Annotated in this window: 16 protein-coding genes and 2 pseudogenes; 6 read left to right on the top strand and 12 right to left on the bottom strand. The window is 39.4% G+C overall.

Features of this window, described 5'->3' with window-relative positions:
- The first annotated feature begins 1 nt into the window (after position 1).
- From EAE90_RS15375 to EAE90_RS15365, 3 genes and pseudogenes are all read left to right on the top strand, one after another.
- On the top strand, positions 2–769 hold the full coding sequence (locus EAE90_RS15375; protein WP_214054197.1) for a DeoR/GlpR family DNA-binding transcription regulator: 768 nt from the start codon (positions 2–4) through the stop codon (positions 767–769).
- Between the two features lie 182 nt (positions 770–951).
- Complete coding sequence (denD, locus tag EAE90_RS15370) at positions 952–1917, top strand: D-erythronate dehydrogenase (RefSeq protein WP_214054196.1); 966 nt, start codon at positions 952–954, stop codon at positions 1915–1917.
- A 2-nt stretch (positions 1918–1919) separates the two neighbouring features.
- Positions 1920–3304, top strand: a pseudogene (locus EAE90_RS15365) (GntP family permease).
- 295 nt (positions 3305–3599) lie between these two features.
- Here the strand turns inward: EAE90_RS15365 and EAE90_RS15360 are convergent.
- Positions 3600–3947 carry a type II toxin-antitoxin system HicB family antitoxin gene (locus EAE90_RS15360; RefSeq protein ID WP_214054195.1) on the bottom strand — a complete coding sequence of 116 codons (348 nt, stop codon included), beginning with the start codon at positions 3945–3947 and terminating at the stop codon, positions 3600–3602.
- Positions 3948–4692: 745 nt separating this feature from the next.
- Here EAE90_RS15360 and EAE90_RS15355 point away from each other — a divergent pair.
- Entirely contained in the window at positions 4693–5529 is an 837-nt protein-coding gene (locus EAE90_RS15355) for a S1 family peptidase (RefSeq protein WP_214054194.1), read from the top strand.
- A 123-nt stretch (positions 5530–5652) separates the two neighbouring features.
- On the opposite strand, the gene EAE90_RS15350 is transcribed toward EAE90_RS15355, so the two are convergent.
- The 11 genes and pseudogenes from EAE90_RS15350 to EAE90_RS15295 form a co-directional block, all read right to left on the bottom strand.
- On the bottom strand, positions 5653–6588 hold the full coding sequence (locus EAE90_RS15350) for a YwqJ-related putative deaminase (protein WP_214054193.1): 936 nt from the start codon (positions 6586–6588) through the stop codon (positions 5653–5655).
- Between the two features lie 175 nt (positions 6589–6763).
- Complete coding sequence (locus EAE90_RS15345; protein WP_214054192.1) at positions 6764–7783, bottom strand: cytotoxic necrotizing factor Rho-activating domain-containing protein; 1020 nt, start codon at positions 7781–7783, stop codon at positions 6764–6766.
- A gap of 99 nt (positions 7784–7882) precedes the next feature.
- On the bottom strand, positions 7883–8809 hold the full coding sequence (locus EAE90_RS15340) for a cycle-inhibiting factor (protein ID WP_246550820.1): 927 nt from the start codon (positions 8807–8809) through the stop codon (positions 7883–7885).
- A gap of 139 nt (positions 8810–8948) precedes the next feature.
- Positions 8949–9854 (bottom strand): Pvc16 family protein, encoded by a 906-nt coding sequence (locus EAE90_RS15335; RefSeq protein ID WP_214054190.1) that lies wholly within the window; start codon positions 9852–9854, stop codon positions 8949–8951.
- 24 nt (positions 9855–9878) lie between these two features.
- The gene (locus EAE90_RS23895) at positions 9879–12839 is read right to left on the bottom strand and encodes an AAA family ATPase (protein WP_246550818.1); all 2961 of its coding nucleotides are present in this window, start codon (positions 12837–12839) and stop codon (positions 9879–9881) included.
- Complete coding sequence (locus tag EAE90_RS15320) at positions 12836–13519, bottom strand: CIS tube protein (protein ID WP_214054189.1); 684 nt, start codon at positions 13517–13519, stop codon at positions 12836–12838. Before EAE90_RS15320 ends, EAE90_RS23895 begins: the two co-directional genes overlap by 4 nt.
- Positions 13506–13685, bottom strand: a complete 180-nt coding sequence (locus EAE90_RS15315) for a DUF5908 family protein (RefSeq protein ID WP_214054188.1) — start codon at positions 13683–13685, stop codon at positions 13506–13508. Before EAE90_RS15315 ends, EAE90_RS15320 begins: the two co-directional genes overlap by 14 nt.
- The gene (locus tag EAE90_RS15310; RefSeq protein WP_214054187.1) at positions 13682–14140 is read right to left on the bottom strand and encodes a phage tail protein; all 459 of its coding nucleotides are present in this window, start codon (positions 14138–14140) and stop codon (positions 13682–13684) included. The genes EAE90_RS15315 and EAE90_RS15310 overlap by 4 nt, the downstream gene beginning before the upstream one ends.
- Positions 14141–14153: 13 nt before the next feature.
- Positions 14154–15374: a phage tail sheath family protein gene (locus EAE90_RS15305; RefSeq protein WP_214054186.1), complete on the bottom strand. Its 1221-nt coding sequence runs from the start codon at positions 15372–15374 to the stop codon at positions 14154–14156.
- 48 nt (positions 15375–15422) lie between these two features.
- Positions 15423–16705 (bottom strand): annotated as a pseudogene (locus tag EAE90_RS15300) (phage tail sheath family protein).
- 76 nt (positions 16706–16781) lie between these two features.
- Complete coding sequence (locus EAE90_RS15295; RefSeq protein WP_214054185.1) at positions 16782–17231, bottom strand: phage tail protein; 450 nt, start codon at positions 17229–17231, stop codon at positions 16782–16784.
- 697 nt (positions 17232–17928) lie between these two features.
- Between EAE90_RS15295 and EAE90_RS15290 the strand changes: the two genes are divergently transcribed.
- Positions 17929–18411, top strand: a complete 483-nt coding sequence (locus EAE90_RS15290; protein ID WP_246550816.1) for a winged helix-turn-helix domain-containing protein — start codon at positions 17929–17931, stop codon at positions 18409–18411.
- A 337-nt stretch (positions 18412–18748) separates the two neighbouring features.
- A complete protein-coding gene (locus tag EAE90_RS15285) occupies positions 18749–19057 on the top strand; it encodes a hypothetical protein (protein WP_242685524.1) in 309 nt (102 codons plus the stop codon).
- Positions 19058–19755: the final 698 nt, after the last annotated feature.

Here is a 19755-nt window from a genome sequence, read left to right as displayed (position 1 = left end):
TATGCTCCCATCAGAGCGTAGAGACTTTATTTATCGCTACGTACATGAATATCAGACAATTTCTATCAGTGCACTGGTTAAACTGATGAACGTCTCGCATATGACAGTACGGCGGGATATCCGTACTTTGGAGGAGGAAGGAAAGGTCATTAGTGTCAGTGGCGGCGTGCAACTTAGTGATGTTTTACGTCAGGAATTGCCTTGGGATGAAAAAGCCCGGCTTAATCATCGTCATAAGCGGGAAATTGGTCACTATGCAGTATCTATGGTTGAAGATGGACAAGTAGTCTATCTTGATGCGGGCACCACCACATTTGAAATTGCCAGGGTTCTAGCTGAACGTTTTAACCTCACTATCATCACGAATGATTTTTCCATTATCCAGTACCTGATGAACAAACCCCAATTAAATCTGTTCCATACCGGAGGGCAGGTAGATAAGAGAAATCATTCCTGTGTTGGCCCTATCGCCGCCATGTTGCTTCGCAACTTAAATGTGGATATTGCCTTCATTAGCACCAGCTCATGGGATCTGGAGCATGGTGTCTCCACGCCACATGAAGAAAAAGTTTTAGTCAAACAAGCAGTATTGGACATCTCCCGCCGATGTGTTTTGGTGTCTGATAGCAGTAAATATGGCAAATACGGCATGTTTCGCATCTGCCCGCTTTCAAGTTTGGATGATATTGTCTGTGACAGCCAGCTTCCACCGAAAGTGCAGCAACAATTACGAGAACATAATCTGACATTACATACCGTCAGCGTATAAAGGATAAGAACCCTACTATACCCTATGGATTTCAAGATTCATCGCGACGGCAAGGGAGTGAATCCCCGGGAGTATAGATAACGATGTTGCCGGGATGAGTGAGCGCAGCCAACAAAGAGGCAACTTGAAAGATAACGGGTATATAAGCAAATAGCCTAAAGCTATTAAACAAGGGAGTCGCAATGAAAGTAATCATCACTGGTGGAGCAGGTTTTCTGGGCCAGCAACTCGCCAGCGCTTTACTAAACAACCATCAAACATTAAATTTCGACCAGCTTATATTGACCGATATTCAATGCCCTGTATCTCCGGTTAATGATCCCCGCGTCCAGTGTCTGGCACTGGATTTAACTCAATCAGGAGCCGGAGAAAAGCTGATCGATGAAAACAGTACGGTATTATTCCATCTCGCCGCCATTGTCAGCAGTCACGCTGAAAGTGATTTTGATCTCGGCTTGCAAGTTAACTTTGATGCTACTCGCAACTTATTAAACGTTGCACGGGCTAAAAATCCAAAATTGAAATTTATTTTCACCAGTTCCTTGGCCGTATTTGGCGGAAAATTACCAGCAACCATTACCGAACAATGTGCGGTTAATCCTCAATCATCCTATGGCGCACAGAAAGCCATGTGTGAATTGATGATTAACGACTACTCCCGCAAAGGATATATCGATGGCCGAGTCCTTCGTCTACCGACAATCAGTATCCGCCCAGGGAGACCAAACAAAGCTGCCTCCTCTTTTGCCAGTGCTATCATCCGAGAACCTCTGTGCGGAGAAAGCAGTATCTGCCCAGTTTCCCGCGATCTTACTTTATGGCTTTCCAGCCCTGAAACCGTGATCCGCAACTTTATCCATGCGGTTCAAATTCCGGCAGAAAAATTTGGTCATTCCCGCACAGTTAATTTACCGGGTATTAGTATCACGGTTCAGGAGATGATTGATGCACTGGCAGAGGTTGCCGGGCAAAAAACCGTGGATCTCATCCGCTTCGAACCAGACGAAAACATTAACCGTATTGTTGCCAGTTGGCCGGGTCACTTCGATACCAGCCGTGGCTTATCACTGGGTTTTCACGCTGATAATACTTTCAGTGATGCAATCCGTGCTTTTATCTCCAACAACCTGTCCCCAGCAGGAGGCTAATTATGGAACTCTACATTCCGGTCATTGGTCTGGGTGTAGCCGTATTTACATTGATCTTTCTGGTGCTACGTACCCGTGTTCATGCTTTATTAGCAATGCTCATCGCAGCGGCGATCGCCGGGCTCTCTGGCGGCTTAACCGCAGCAAATACCATTGATGTTATGACTAAAGGTTTTGGCTCCACACTAGGCAGTATCGGAATTGTTATTGGTCTTGGGGTCATGATGGGACGAGTGCTGGAAGTTTCCGGCGCCGCGGAACAGATAGCCTACAGCTTTATCCAATGGTTAGGTAAAAAACGCGAAGAATGGGCATTAGCGATCACCGGTTATATTGTCAGTATTCCGATTTTCGTCGACTCTGCCTTTGTTATTCTCTATCCACTGGCAAAGGCCCTCGCGAAAAAGGGAAAACGCAATCTTCTGACACTCGGCGTAGCACTGGCTGGCGGATTGGTTGTTACCCACCACGCTGTTCCGCCAACACCGGGGCCGCTGGGGGTTGCCGGCATTTTTGGTGTAGATATCGGCGCCATGATGTTAACCGGTATGGTTCTGGCGGTGCCTTGCGTTATTAGCATTGTATTTTATGCTAAATGGTTAGCAGTAAAATATCCTGCATTTCAACCCATTGATGAAGCAGAAGAAGCGCAAGATCTACAAACAATCCACCAACGCTACATGGAAGAGAAGGCGAACAAACCACTACCGAGCCTATTTCTCTCCTTGTTGCCGATTATTGTCCCTATCGTTTTGATCTTCATTAAAGCCATTAATGGCCTGTTATTAAACACTGAAATTTTTACCGGCCAAGAAAACCACTGCTATTTCCAGACATTTGATTTCCTTGGCGCACCGGTTATTGCCTTAGCGATCAGTGTATTGTTGGCGGTTTATACCTTGATGCCAAAAGTCAATAAACATGAAGTGATTGATCGTCTGGAAGAGGGTTTACAGGCTGCCGGTATTATTTTATTGGTGACAGGAGCAGGCGGTGCGTTAGGAGCGGTACTGCGTGAAAGTGGTACCGGCGCCATTCTGACGCAGTATATAGCCAATCTCCCACTAACACCGGTGCTGATTCCATTTATCATCGCAACACTGGTTCGCTTAATTCAAGGTTCCGGCACTGTGGCAATGATTACCGCCGCTTCTATTTCTGCGCCAATTATTAGTCAAATTCCGGGGATTAACATGCTAGTTGCCGCACAAGCAGCAACGATGGGCTCGTTATTCTTCGGTTATTTTAATGACGCCTATTCTGGGTCGTTAACCGCATGATGGGAATTAAAGATGCCAAACAACAGATGATCGTTTGGTCAATACCAACCACTATTGCATGGGCGATTGGCTTATGTGGCGTCATCATTCTGGATCTGGTGTTATAAACACCAAATCATTAGCAAAATTACCATTTAGCCTCTTTAATAATTAAGAGGCTAAATTTATATATTGGCCACACTATAAGCTTTTATAAAATTTCATTTATCAATTATCGAAATTTTAGCTCAGACTGAAAAACATTACCCCTATTCAGATTGCTGACGAACTCCATCCAATAAAGTGGGGTTCTGTTGATGTTAATCGTATTGTTGTGGTGTGGGATCTTTTAGTATAAGCGCCTCTATTAGATCAAAGATTTAAGCCGATGGCTAGACCTTTGTCATTAATCCGATAAGGTTATTAAGACCCTACATGATGTTTACTGACTTCATTTTCTAGCGCTCGATTCACGAAAGCATTAACCGTCACATCTTCTTCAAGTGCTAATTCTGCAATTTTTCTATGCAATTCTGGATTAACTCTAACATTAAAAACCCCTTTGTATGGCACATCAGGGTTTTTATTTAATTCCTTGCAGTCTTGCAAATACAAATCAATTGAGATCTTAAATTCATTTTCCAATTCTGCAATTGTTTTGGCTTCATAAGTCACTAAATCGCGGATATATTCCAGTTTACCAAAAAGAGTATTGTTTTCCAGGTTAAATTCAATTGTACCTAAATAACCTTTATATTTTAAATATTTCATATCAACCCCACTTCTTTTAGAGTCTGTTTCACCGCTTTTAGCGTGCCACCTTTAATGTAATTTTCAGGATGAGGGCGGTGCATCAAAATTGTGTGATTCAATTATTCATTGAAGAATCGTACCCTTGAATCTTGCTTTTCTTGTTTCTCATAATTTAATAGACTTAATAACACAACAAGTTCAGACCATTCAAAAGTTTTTTGGCTATTAAGAAACTTTTTATCAGTTTCTCCGCTTTGCTCATGTACTCGTTCTTCCTCTCAATAGTGTAACTAATGATAGTTACACAAATCAAATTAAGTCAAGTTCATTGTGCAACAAAAAAGGGCGTTAGTACCTTTCAGATCGATTAAATGATACCATTATTATATATCTTAATAATATTATTCAATAAAATTGGAATATAATCTTAGATATTTAATATTTTTCTATTTTTCTTGACGCTATTAATTTCAATAATATTTTTAATGACCAAAAATAAATCATACATTTAATTAAATCCAATTAAACAATAAGATGTAAGATTACTTACACTTGCTTGTTAATAATATTAAAAAAACCTTATCCATATTATAAAACCCAAAGTTATTTAATAAAAATTTATTTTTATTGATTCTAAATAATAAAAACCCATTAATTATAAATGAGGTAAAAATATACATATAATTGTTATTCTGCCAGACCATATTGATATAGAATATAATGGAGTTTTATCTCTGTCATCATATTATACAAGGATTATATTATGAAAGAAAAATTGCTTTTCATTATAGCTTTTATCAGCACGCTCTCATTCTCATTAATGGCAAATGGCACCGGAGAAATAGAGATAATAAATGGTGAACCTGCCGAACCAGGTGAATTCCTATTTTATTCAGCACTTAATACAAAAGATGGAAACATTGAAGGGCATCATTGTGGCTCTATATTAATCAGTAAACGTTGGGTTTTAACAGCAGCTCACTGTGTTGAAGATAATAATATTAAATCAAAAATTTACGTAGGATTAGAAAGATATAAACCTACACCAATTTATAAGGATCAAGTTGATATTGAGAAAATAATTATTCATCCAAACTGGTTCACATCACCAGAAAATACTCAGCATAAAACAGGGACGAAAAAAGAAACACGAAAACGAGGACAATATGATATAGCACTAATTAAACTCAATCGGGATGCAAACAGTAATACTTTTGCAAAATTAAACGGCATAAATGAAACTATCGACCTGCCAATTGGCACAGAATTAACAGTTATTGGTTTTGGAAGAACAGAAAGTGTATCAACCCCAAATATGTTAATGAAAACCAATGAATATATTCTTGAAGATAAGAAATGCATCGAAGTGCCTCCTGGATATCCTGACACAAATTATGATCCAAAAATAAATATTTGTTCCGGCAATCCAAATGGCGGTGTCGGCGGTGGAGATTCAGGCGGGCCATTGATGATTAAAACAAATAACGAAGATTATGTCATTTCTGGGCTAGTGTCTCGTTCACTGTTAAAGCCAGCAGAACAATTTACGAAGGTTAGTTTTTTCAATAATTGGATACTTGAAACTGTAAAAAATAATTGATTATTATTAGATCTACCTAAAAATTATCCTTATATTATTAAGCTGATCTTCGCATAAAAAACTAATAAGAGGAAAATAAAATGCCTGAGAAATAAAACGCTCAGGCATAAAAGGGATATTATTTTATATTGGTGATTCTTGTGATGTTTTAAATCGTCCTAATGTTGATGAAAAATTACTTCCTGCACTTTCTACTTTGCCGGTAATAACATTCACTGGCGATGACAATATTCCCGAACAGTTATGACAAGCAGCAAAATCATCTCCAGCTTGTCTGGTTGTCAATCGCTGAGTAAAAATAGATGATTTCAACATGTCCCGCATATATTCACCTATTTTCCGACTGCCAACAGCTTTCCCTGCCCTTTCATCTTCTAAAGTCAATAAATTATTCAGTGCCTGTACCTCTGCATGCAAGCCAGCAATACCTGCCATCGTCGGTAATATATAGTGATTATTAATAATATGATTTCTAATCAAAGATTCTACTACTGGATGCAAAGATGTATTTGTCCTATCATACATACTTCTTATCCCTGCAATAAAAGAATCAATATCAGTGATCTTATAAGCTTCAGCCTCGTCACTTTGCTGTATTTTCCATTCATCTTTATCTTTTACTATTGATAATTTAGGACGTTTAATCAGGCTAATGCCCGGGAATAATCTTCCATCCGCTAAATTTCTATCATTATCCTTAAAATTGACAAATTCATCGTCATAATTGTCATTATGCACATATCCTGCATGAGCTGCGAAATCTTGCAAAGATTTTTTTGAATAAATAAAATTTCCACCAGAAACGCCACCATTTTTTAAACCCGGTTTAGAGAATTTACGCTGTTTCGCAAATTTCAACTTTCCAAACTCCTCCGAAAAATTGAGAATTAATTTTGTTTTTCTATCAAAATTATCAAATTCAGGAAGCTGTTTCTTATAAGCTAACATAACTGATTTTATATCAGGTAGTTCCAAATGTAATGCATCCAATAACCCTTCACCCGAAGTTTTACTTTTATCAGATCTAACTGCTCTTTCGCGAATATCATTCTTGAACATTTCTACGCTCTCTATAATGGCTGAACTTGTGATACCTGATATTATTATTTTATGCCAAACAACATTGCCATGCTTTTTTTCGATCTACAAAATAAATCAATTAATTTCTGACAAATCAGATAGTAAACAATATTGCTGAATTTAAATAAAAAAACTATTAAACAAACCTACTATATTATAACAACCGTTTTTTAAGTGAATTAATGACCTCAATAGTATTACCTTTCTTGCCGGGTGAAACAGTAGCATCTTCCGACAATACTTTGACATTCATCTTTCCTTTATCATCCCTGGCCAACAACGCATAACTATAGCCAGCCCTAATAGCAGGTTTCGCAGGCTTCTTTTCGTCATAGTTAAAAACACCAACATTTTCTGCCACATTATCAATCACCACACCCGGTTTGCCCATATAGGTAATGACGCTCTGATCATACTTTGCAAATATATTCACCAGATCGTTATTCTGTTCGCTAACCGTCACCGGCTCGCTGTCTGGCGAAAGGGCTTTATGACTCTCATAAGTAGCAACAACACCCTGCCGACCTGTTTTCCATTCATTATCACCTGGCCTCTGCCCCGTATGATAAGCAAAAAAATAGCCGTTCTTCACGGCATACACCATAGTGCAACCACTTAATGCGCCAGACGTAACAATAACCGGATGCCCCGCCTGAATATCCTTCAAAGCAATTCTAATCCCCACGGTTCCCGATGCACCATTCACCACATTAATACCGGTAATATTGGGATCTAACGTATTTTTCCCCCAATGTACTCCTATCGCTCCTGAACCCGATTCTGATGATGTAACTTGATCACCAAGAAATCCTATCACAACATCATGAAAAGGATTTTCCTGACGGGGAACATCATTTCTCAAAGGTATTGCCTGTGCAAGTTCCCGATTACTGTCATAACGATGGGCCACGACAGGCACGTTAATTGGCGCCTCTTCACTCCCCACCAATAACCCTTTATTCCTCAACGGGGAAATATATCCCTTATTAAGGTTTCTATCCGCAAGAAATTGCTTTGATCCTTTGGTTTGACTTCTCTTATAACCTTTTCGAGGCTCACTCTTATTATTTGAAAGCTCAAGATGTCCATCAGAAAAACTTGATAATGGCAACTGTATGGCGCTATTTCTAGTACGTTGTGTAGATATTGTCTGAGGATTAGTATGTTTTAACATTAATAGCCCTGCTGTATCGGTTAAATTTATTACATATAATATTTTGATTTACCTAATATTATTTTCGCAATCCTAATATAAATATTTGAATAATACAATTCACTCTGGTTTACTAAATTTTCTATCATCATTATCAAGTTTAGATTTTAATGTTTCAATATTTTCATAAAAATCATTAACATCGTATTCAGTTAAATAAATGTCCACGCCTTGATCTCTCTTCACTCTATCCAACTTAACATTAGATACATCTTTATGTATATCAAGCGTCTCTGAAATTAACGTTTTCTTTTCGTCATCAGATAATAGATTAAACTCATGACTTAATAATTTCTTTAATTTATTAAGGTCAACGGGATCTTTTCCTCTGGAATTTAACCAATCTGCTATTTTAAGCGGAGGTAATGCCCCTTCTCCTAAATCTGATTGATAGATATACCCTACTGTTTCCTGATCATTGGATGGAAGATCAATTAGAAACATATGCCCAAGTCGACGATCATTAACTAATGCAACATAATTTTTTGTACCACTGAGCTGATCAACTCTTTCAGCAAATTCATTGCCATCTATTTTTCTTGTCTGGGCCGTTTTTACTGGATCAACAGCATGTTCCCCCTCGGTCATCAATTTAAATATATTTTGGGCGGATAAACCACAAACTGGGTCAGTAGGATCATAAGGATTTGCCTGAACGATTTCTTGATAAGCTTCAATACCACCTAATTCAGAAACACTTTCATCAATCTTTTCAAATATATTCGCCAAATCCCGATCAATGATTTTATCTTGCCAATTATCATTCCAAAGTAATTTATTTCCTTTTGGATCATTATGTAGTGCAATAATATCATCTATCAATTTTACGGCATTTACATTATGTTTTTTTAATTTTGAGCTATCCTTTGATCTCGATAAGCCAGAAGAAGGCCCTATTTCCAAATGATTACCGGTTTCTATATTTTTACATGCTCTATCCTTTACGGTACGAGCTTCAGATTCTTTTGCAAAGCCGCTGATTGGCATAATATTATCACCCAAGAATTATAAGTAAGTAATATATAGATTAAAACATTACTAATAACAAGATGCTTTTATATAAAGCAATCAATAAAAATATTGTTATCTTCTATTACTTGCCATCCTATTATGGGTAATTAAGTGATTATTTTTCAAAGTTAATTAATTTATTAGAATCTACTTTATCAACAATAATACCTATACCATTTATCTTAACAACCGCTTTACGGCTGTTTACCCACATTGAAACAATCTCTTTTATTTTAGAACAATAGGTTGAAAAAGTCATACCGGAAACCTCAAGAATAATTTTTTCATTTTCTTGCTTATCATTATTGTCCGTGACTGGTACAAATGGTTTAGTTGTCAGATTCACTTTAATAAGCGCCAAACGCACATCTTCTGTGCCACCTAAATCAGTACATAATTTTTCTAACAAAACCTGCCTTATTTGTGAACTAATAGGATTCAATTTTTGATTCACAGAATGGGAAATCTCCATAACTGGCTCCATCGTATTTTTAATATCTTGAAGTTCTACCGGCGCAGTAACTGAATATAATAAAGAAAGCCGTGGACGATTGCCGAGAGCCTGCCAAAAATTACCCAAACTATTTAAGTTTTCCTGTGGCGGAATGACTCTGGTGTAGGCACCAGGAATTTTAGGCAATTGACGATGATTAATCAATGCATTCAAAATAGATGTCATTATTTTTGCCGCCTGATTATCAGGCTGACTATCCGGGCTACAGCCATCAACTGAGGGTTTGTTTGAATGCCAGTAAGTAATTAAATAATTATAATTAATATTTACCCATCCAGGTAGCAATAAATTCGTTACAGGATTATAACGCTTTGGTTCCGCAGAGCGGAATTGTAAATCTTCATGTATATCATAGAGAAATACACTTATTGTCGGCTTAGATGGAATTGAGTCTATTTCTGGCAAATCAAAACGAATATCAATATTATTTAAATGTTGAGATAAAATATCTTTCAATGCGTTATTAACTTCCACAATAGCATTATTAGGCTCAATGATATTTTTCATATCGACTCCAAATTTGATAATTATTTAAAAAATCACTCGACCACTCTTATTTAATTCGAGAATAACCGCCCGCTCTATATGTTGATTCTCAATTTTTTCACTATTATTGTCTGCGGCTAATATTGATGCCAATAAGGCAATATTTCTAATATTAGCCCCAGTCAAATCAGCCCGTTTAGCTAGATGGGCAAAATCAATTTCGTCGGATAATTTCAGTTGTTGAGGCCAGATGGTTTGCCACATTTTTTTACGTAATGTTTCATCAGGATAAGTAAAATGGGTAATAAAGGTAAAACGGCGATTAAAAGCGCTATCCAGATGGTTACGGTTATTAGTAGCTAAAATCACCAATCCCGGATAATCCTCCAGCCGTTGTAATAGATAAGAAACTTCAATATTGGCATGTCTGTCTTGAGCATTTTTGGTTTCACTACGCTTACCAAACAGTGCATCGGCCTCATCAAAAAATAGCACCCCGGAATCTATCTCAGCCAAATCGAAAATGCGGGCAATATTTTTTTCCGTTTCACCAATATATTTATTCACCACGGTAGAAAGATCGACTTTAATCAAATCAACACCAAGATGCCCAGCAATCACTTCTGCGGCCATTGTTTTACCCGTCCCCGATTCACCGTAAAACAGTGCACTGATACCGGTACCATAGCCTATTTTTTGCTGAAAACCAGCATCCAAAATCTGGTCGCGGTAATTAATCGCCGCAATAATCTCTTTCAATTGTTGCACTAATTCATCAGAAATCACCAAGTCATTAAAATTTCGTTTTGGCGTTATTCGTCGAGCTAGTTTACCTAAACTCTGTTGAGCACGGAAATTTAATGCTTTACGTAAATCTATTTCTTCTAATTGACCATCCGGTTGTCGTAATATTTGATATTGATAAGCCTCTTTAAGAATTAACGGTAAAGTTTCCGCGGTGAATGAGAAACGCTGGCACAATTGAACAGTATTAATTCTCTGAGCAGCATCATCCGGTAAATTCTCTTCCAATATTGTTTTCTTATCCACCAACGTTGCTATGGGCATATTAATTTGCACCATTGGAAGATATTTAATCCATACTAATGCATCTCCCGGCTCCATTAAACAAACCACCCGTAACTTTGGTTGATTCAGCAAAACAGATGGAAGGACTTTGTTAGGATCAATACTGACACCTTTATCATCAACCTTAATACCATTACCCGCTTTGACTTTTACACCATTTTTACTCAGGCTCAAACCACTTACACCACTCCAAGCATTGTTTGTATTTCCTCCCTCTAATTTTAAATAGAGACCGGCATTATCAGTTACCACAATACCGCCCCCGTCCCAACATTTAACAGCTATACCATCCGAATCAACGGAAATACTGCCTTTATCTTTGGCCTTAACTTCTACCCCTTTTTCACCAACCGAAATACCATTACCCGCTTTAACTGAAACACCTTTGCCATCAACAGTAATACCATTATTAGGCTTGACATATATCTTATCTGTATCTACAACAATACCATTACCCTGCTGCAAAGATAAGGTATTTTTTCCACTATTAAATGCAAGCGTATTGTCTTTATTATCGAATATTAATGCCTGCTGATTCTCTCCCTGTTTAATCACTAATGTTTTCACCAAATTCTTTTCACTCGGTTCTAACGGTGATCTATTTTTAGGGTTATGCATGGCGCCTAATATCACCGGAAAACGAGGATCACATTCAAAGAAACCGATTATCACTTCATCCCCCGGTTCCGGGTAGAAGCAGAATCCACTTTCATGACTGGCGTAAGGTTTACCTAAGCGGGCAAACAACGTGCCGTTGGTTAAGTTTAAGGCCGCTATTTTGACCGGAATACGACCTAGCGATTGGCTATCTTGTTGGTATTTTTCCACGATCCCAATATGCAACTCTTTAATCGGCGGTACCGACTGTTCTACATCTGATTGCATACCTAACATTAACCGAGTGCGCCAACCTTGCCGCTGGTTGATGGTCTGGCTGACGCCAGTGATAATCGCCTGACCATCCATTCCCTGCCCGAAGCCAGTTAATGCCAAAACATCACTCGGCTGATAGCGATCATCACCTGCAACCTCAAAACTACCGGATATATTATGGCTACGCCGATTGCCCATGATACTTTGAGTAAACTGCCTGGTTTGTTCATTATCCAATGGGTAACTGAAAATCCATTGCCACTCTTGATCGGTCAGCGATTTCAGCGTGTCGGTAGCAAGTTGACCGCCGCCAAACCCACTATGCTTTGCCTGAACTGCCTGAGACAACTTTTGTTGGTTAATGTCCCAAGACTGTACGCTTACCGTTTTAGGACTGCGCTGATTATCCCATTGCAGGTTAGCTTCAAACAGCACAATGTCCCGCAGGTCGCCGCGCTGACGAATGGTGTGTACCGTTGATCGATTAAGTGATTCCGGCGTGACCAATGTAACGGCATCATGGCCGGGAATCAGCCAGGTATTCGTAGCACTCAGTCGGCTCTTTAAGAATGTCCAATCATTGCAACGAAACTGCACCATTTGCTCATGCGCCATTTTAAGTTGAGGTGCTTGTTTTATCGTGACAGACACACCGGCCTGACTAAACAGCTTCTTGATAATCGCCTCATCGCTCTGTTGACTGAATAGCTGCGAGTGAAAACTATGGGTTAATTTTTGCAGTGGATGCTTTGCCGTCAGAATCATCAAACTGTCCTGGCCTTTAAGCCTCAATGTCTGCTGAACGATGATCCCTTTAAACGCCACACTTTTTTTGATCTGCACAATAAGTTCATGATTCGGGCGACAACTTGCCAACTCAGACTGCGCTTTGGCATCAAAAATGTGGCTGCTCTCACCACTAATACCCAAAGTGACGTTAGCCGAAGGAATGCCATTGATAGGGTAATTTATTGACAGGCTGATAACCGTAAACTGATTGAGTATTTTGCCATCTATCTTAATCGCGATCGGGGGTATCTTCATGCTTCCCTCCGTGCTTGTAGCGTTTGTCCTGGGGTGAAATCATCAAGATTATCCAGATCGTTTTGCCAGGCCAGCGAAAGATAATCGATACCGCCCGCCAAAACAGCACCAGCGCCTAGTGCAATCAATGGTAGAGAGAGCATATCGGTTACGCTAACCGCAGTAGCCGGTGGCGATTTTAACTGCTGCTCAGTGGACTGAATAACAAAGCTCTCATCCGCCACCAGCGATAAGGTCGCGATTGCCCGCAATGGCATAGCATCTCGGTCAAACAAGGTGTAATGAATACTGAGACCGCTGGCCCGGCAGGCAAAATAACCTTTGTTTTCCCAACGCATTTTGCCCCATTTGATTTTAAGAAAATGAGGGACTTTGGTACTGGCATCAACGGCACAGAGGGTTTTCAGCGTCGACAGTTGAGTTTCTATCCGCGTATTGTTGCCGGGCATAGACGCATCAAACAATAGGTCTAATGACAGGCCCGCAGGCTGAGACGACACATGGTGGTTGCTTTGGTGAATATGGGTAATGCTTTCATCGCTTTTATAATTGGCTTGATAATTGAACTGGATCGCATCAGGGTTATACATCACCGGTAAACTGCCCACCAAGATTTTCCCTTCCCGATCTTTAAAAGCCGTCAGCGTGAGTTTAGATAGGCTGCGTTCAATTAAGCTCATAATGGCCCCCTGTTTCACGTAATGCCTCTAACACCTCCCGTTTAATCCTCTCAATCAGGAGAGCGTCATCTAACGCTTCTTGGGCTAATGTTCGCATAGATGATAAATCACTCGCAGAATCGGTGACTTTGGCCTGAATAATCAGTTCCTTAATTTCTATAGTCATACTTTCACTCCTAACCAGCGCATATCCTGATAACGTAACTCCAGGGAGTTCACTAAAATGGCATTGCTATTAGCATCAAAGTCACCGGTAGACCAACGAACCGGTAACGCATTACTCACAGTCCAGCTTGCCACGGGTAAAAAATTTTCATTCAGCAACATAATGACCACATCGGCATAAATCGCTTTTTCCCCACGCAAGACACGATCAAATATCAGAGTAAGTGGCGTCACCGTCATAACACCACGTTCCAATACCAAACTACCGTGCTGAATCTTCTCGGCCAGCCAAACATTTCGGGCATTTTCCCCGCCTTGGCTGTGTTGGGTGGCTTGCAGTTCACGGCTAAGTCCCGATATGCGCTGAAAGGCGATATCAAGCGGACTGGGAATGTTGTTAAACAGAAAACTGGCGATAAAACGATGTGACACCGACGGGGTGTATAGATTGTTCATATTTTGCCCCTGTTTAATTTAATCCTGTTATCCCGGTGCGTGTATCAAACGTCAAACTCAGCTCAATAAATTCCGCCGGAATGAGCAGAGCCAATTTGATTTTCATGATCATTTTCCCGGCTCGCAAATCCGTTTCACTCATTGATTCGTCAACACCGAGTAATATTTCAAACGCTCGGTCCTCCTGCGTACCTAACAGTCCGCCTTTTAGCCATAATTGATGCAGCCAGTTGTAAGTTTGACCCTTAAGTTTCATCCAGGTGATGGCGTTGTTGGGTTCGAAAACAAAAGCCCGACCTAATCGGGTGATATGCGCTTCGATATAGGAAACCAAGCGGCGAGTTTGGATATAACGCCAGGGAGAACCGGGGATATTGTCCAGAGTTCGACATCCCCAAACTTTAATCCCTTTACCGGGGAAGCTGCGAACCAGATTCAACGAAGTGCCATTCTGATTAAAGAGCGCGTCAGCTTCAATAAAAGAGCGCATTGGGCTGACCACCTCAGCTAAAGCCACATTGGCCGGAGCGGTCCAGATACCTTGCTGATTATCATTACGCTGGATAACCGCAGCTACCGCTGAGGTAGGCGAAAGGATGATATGTTGACCATTTTCTTGTTCTTGGTATGTGGTTTTCAGCCCCGGCCAATATACTGCGCCCCATTGCCGATCACTTGAAGCAAACTGTGTTAAACATGCAGCGGCCAGTACCGGATCATCCGGGGCATCCAGCAATCCCATGATGCCTCGCCGACTCTTGCAAAGGTCGAGTATTGACTGCCAAAACTGTAGCCAAAGATCGATGTCAGCACCGGGCTCACCCGTCTGATTAAAGCGGACAATATCAGGGACGATAATCAGTGTGATAGCACTCTCTGCGGCAATAGCCTGTTTAAGCCAATCCTGTTGCAGTGCGATGATCAATGATTGAAAATCGTTCAGTGGTTCATCAATGGTCAGCGGCAGCACATAGGCTTGTTGACCGCCATTTTCAAAAAAGTGACGCACGGAGTAGTACATTAATGAGTAGTACATTAATCCTGACTCACGAAAGTTTAGGGTAAAGTCGGTCAGACTGTTTAATTTGAATATGGTTTTACTGCCCGAACTGGTTTTATTGGCTGAAATTTTTGGAATATAACCAATAAAAACCGGGACACCAATAAATGCATCATCTGACTTCTGGGATATCAGGTTCTCCGCGATTGTTACGCCCGGCTGTTTTATTTCCATTATCGTTTCCTCTACAGGACAGGCGCGGCAAACCGCGCCCCAGTACGGTTACTGTGCTACTTTTTGCGAAAATTGCAGGATAATAAATTCAGCCGGACGGACCGCCGCCATGCCAACCTTGAGATCATTCTTCCTTGCTTAATATCCACTTCGGACATGGTGATACCTTGACCAATTTGGACAAAATAGGCTTCTTGAGGGTTACTGCCGACCAGCGCCCCTTGTTGCCAGAGTTGATGGAGATAGTTGTCAATGGCTGACCGTACTCGCTCCCAAGTCGGTTGGCTATTGGGTTCAAAGACAGCAATTCGCATTGCCTGTTTGATATCCCGTTCCGCCGCATTAAATAGACGCCGTACCGGAATATAGCGCCAGTTATCATCATCTTTCAGGGTACGTGCGCCCCAGACGACAAAACCTTTGTTGCTGAAATAACGGATGGCATTAATGCCTTTCGAATTCATGACTTTTTGATCATCATCAGTGAGTCGTTCAGCCACATCGCTAATGCCACTCAGAACATGGTAGACATCCGGGTTTTTCTCTTTGAGTTCTGCCAAATTAGTAACATTATTTGCTTTTGCCTCCTTATAACCTGAAACTGCTATAAGGCTCTCTTCCGTTTGCATAAGCTGCGAAACTTTTACCGCAGGATAATACGTTGCAGTTTGTGAGGATACATTAGTGCTGATAGCGGATGTTTTATCCTGATTGTCAGCGATAAGGAAATAGCCGGTATTCAATAATGAAGATGTCAGGCTGTTATATATCTTGCTTTGGTAATCAGAATCTTGTTCAGGGCAGACGATTAAAGTAATTTCTAAAGCCTGCTCAATTAACTTTGGGATTAATGCCAGAGTAGTATTATTGGTATCAGCAATTGGTAGGATATAACAAGGCCCACCGCCATTTTGGAAATAAAGTTTTAAAGCATCACTGCTTGTCGTATAAGTACCGATAGTCACCTCGTAACTGTAATCAGCTTTTTTTTCTTCTTCTGTTTCTGTATTGCTATTAACCTCTTTATTTCCTTCTTTGGCGGCTTTGTTTTCGGCTGATATATCACCTTCAACTTTTTCAACTTTCTTAGGTTTTTTAGCGGCAGGCAGAGATGTTGATTTAATCGCTATTGACGTAACACAACCCACATGAAACTGGTTAGTGAAATCTAACCAACTACTAACACGTATTATTTTTGGCGTCGTACTGGTTTTTTTCGGTAAAAAGCACCCAATAAAAACAGGGATTGCTGTGCTTCCTTGACTAACAGAAAGCGCCAGTGAAGCATCTTCTTCAATATAAACACCCGGATAATCATAAGTTGTCATAATATTCGCCTTTAAAAAGCACTGCGTTGAAGTGCCAGACTATTTCTGACAACAAACAGTCCTGACACCAAACAGTGTATTAATGGAATTCAACAGTCACCCGATCGGCTTTCAAACTTATTTCCTGCACCGCAACTTCATTACTGGTGGCATCAAAACTGGGGGCAGTTAGTTTTTCTGGGAAAGCATTAGCAATATTCCAGGTAATCAGCAAATTTGAACCTGTTTCATCGGTGAGGCTAATAGAAATATCTTTCTTCTCTATCTGATTAAGCGAAATAGAATTAATCCAATCGTACAATTTAGATTGCCCTTTAAAAATACCGCGCTTTAAGGTAATGGCTGGTCTCTGGCGCTGACCGGGCATTTGTAACCAATTACCAATTCCATCACGATATTCAATCGTGTCATAGCTGATATCTAATCCCGATACACTTTGAAAAGACATTTGCTCATCACCAACAGTCACGACAAAACGGTAAGTTGGAATGGGGTATTGAACAGCGATTTGATCGGCAGTTGTAGACATTGTTATTTCCTTAAGAATTAAATTCATAACCGATCATAACCGAATTGAAATACACATCATTTTAGGTACGCTACCGCCCTTAGGTATCATGCCTAATGCCTGACTTGTGTATTCACCGTGCTTTAATATCCAAACCCTCATTCAAGGCAACGAATGAGGCCACCTGACTACTGACTAACGTAAGTTAATACGTGATAAACATCACACTGCTGGAGCTTTAAACTATTGTTGAACAGTAATCACTCAAATACCGCCAAATAAAAGTTAAAAATAAAAAATAATTATTTTAATCAATTTTTTATCTATTAATTCAATTACATAGAAAAACCACCTTCAATTCACAACGTTATTTCTCGTGGATATTTATTCACCTATTTTTACAAAATGAATTTATAAATATTCAATAATACCTAAAAAGATTTTATCTATATTTATAATATCCTTTATCATTTCATAGACAACAAAGGCACAATCATCACAATATAAGCAAAACTAATAATTAATTACCATTAATTTTATTTCTTGATAAAAAACAAAAAAATCACTCATATGACAAAATAAAATAAAAGATTTTAAATTATTTATTTTCTTGCATTACTCATGGGAAAACTATATAAGTTCTAACAGGCATAAGCCTAATTGAGCCCTCCTGGCTATAGCGAATAGACAAACACTAAACAGAGGCAGAGAATGCGTTATGTTGAAAATAACTAGAGATGTTTATTTAGACTGTGACTCAAACAAAATAATTCATGGTAAAAATATATTTATCATTACGGAAAAAGAGAAGCGCCTGCTACTTGCCTTGTGGGAACATGCCTCACAAGGCAAGACATTAAACCGGGAACAATTGATCCCTCTGGTTTGGCCCGAACGCAAAAATGGCGTAGCAGAAACCAATTTATTGCAATTAGTCTGTAAGTTACGCCGGACATTACGCTATTGTGATCTAGATGAAGCCATACACACTGTATACCGACAAGGCTATCGTTTTATCCTGCCATTTCAAGATAACGAACAAAATAATCGTCAGCCCCAAAATACCAAATTACCTATTCCCATCGCTACACCTTCAAAACCATTTTATTGGCGTTTCACCAGGATGATTGTCATGTTTATCACTGCAATCATCTGGATATCAACTATCCTATATACAGCCCCCTTTCTGGCTAAGAGATAATGGTGATTTTTACTTACAAAACAATTAAATCCCGGTCAATGGAGATCCATTAAATTAAACAACATACAATCGAGTTATCCACTTCTTCTCTGCGGCCCATTTCAGCAATTTATGGGCCGCTTTAATAAGCAAAATCTTAATTTTGAGGAGAATCCCATCGTAATGCCATACGATTATTAAGAGACAAGCCTGACAACATTATGTTTACCTTATTCCTTTTACGTCACTGATAAATTTCAATATTTAACTGCTCATGGAAAGTGTTAAGTTAAATGTCACAGGTGAAATCACCTGATTATATATGCCAACAAATAACAGCAATAATAAGGAAACCAATATGATATTAACAGATTTCAAAATATTCCTAAACCCTAACCAAGCTATCGAAGCTTATAAAAATGGGAATATAGCCATTCCTATTCGATGGAGAAATATAGCAATAAAAAACAAAGGCCAAGCAGCAATGAGGGTTTTAAATTTCTGGGCGTCCCCATTTGGGGAGTATGAATTCTATAATTCTATTGATGTCTGGCCTGGAGAAACTAAAATACTCAACGCGCCTCCTAACGCTATTTATTACTATAGAATTACAGCCGTCAATTTAGACGCAACCCTGACCACTGAAGCTGAATTCAATTGGGTATAAAGATTCTTAAGAGTTAGCTATATATCTCTCGTATATAAAAAGATTTAGTTCAATATAGCTCAAACTTCACTACGCAGAAAGTAACATCTTCATTCTCTGCTAAATACTTATCAACTACCGAGGATTACTCGGTAGTTGAAATTGAATGCTACATCAGACATTATTAAATTACTCCCCATCACTCCCGGCGGGAAAATTACTGGGATCACTTTAGAAGGCGACCTGAATATTGTTATAATCAGGTCACTATGATAATAATTCCTATTTTCATGTTATCCAATAGATTATCGCTGTTCCAATCTCATCACTCCTTTTTAAATCTCAATTACCCCATCACGATAAAGAAGAATAATTCTCATTCATGCCATACGAATAATAAGATAGCCAATAACATCAAGAAAACTGCATAGCAATACTCCCTCTTTACTGAGAAAAGTATAATCATAGTTCTCACCCATATAGCCAAACATCTCCATCGGAATATCTGTAGTGATATTTATCCTGACAACCATTCTGTTAACGAAAACAGTTAGCGGTTACGCTATTTTCTCATTTATCCCTAATCGCATGTACTATTCCTCTATCAAATCATCGTCATTTATCGCTGATATTGCCGTATGCTTACCCGGCTTCGTCACAAAGATATTTTTCGGCAATTTAAATCCGCGCAGTTTTAATAACGCCAGCGGCCCTTCGCC

This window comes from Photorhabdus caribbeanensis (assembly GCF_018448885.1).
GTDB classification, from domain to species: domain Bacteria; phylum Pseudomonadota; class Gammaproteobacteria; order Enterobacterales; family Enterobacteriaceae; genus Photorhabdus; species Photorhabdus caribbeanensis.
Note: the sequence above shows the minus strand (reverse complement) of the source record. Positions and strands in the feature narration are given on the sequence as shown.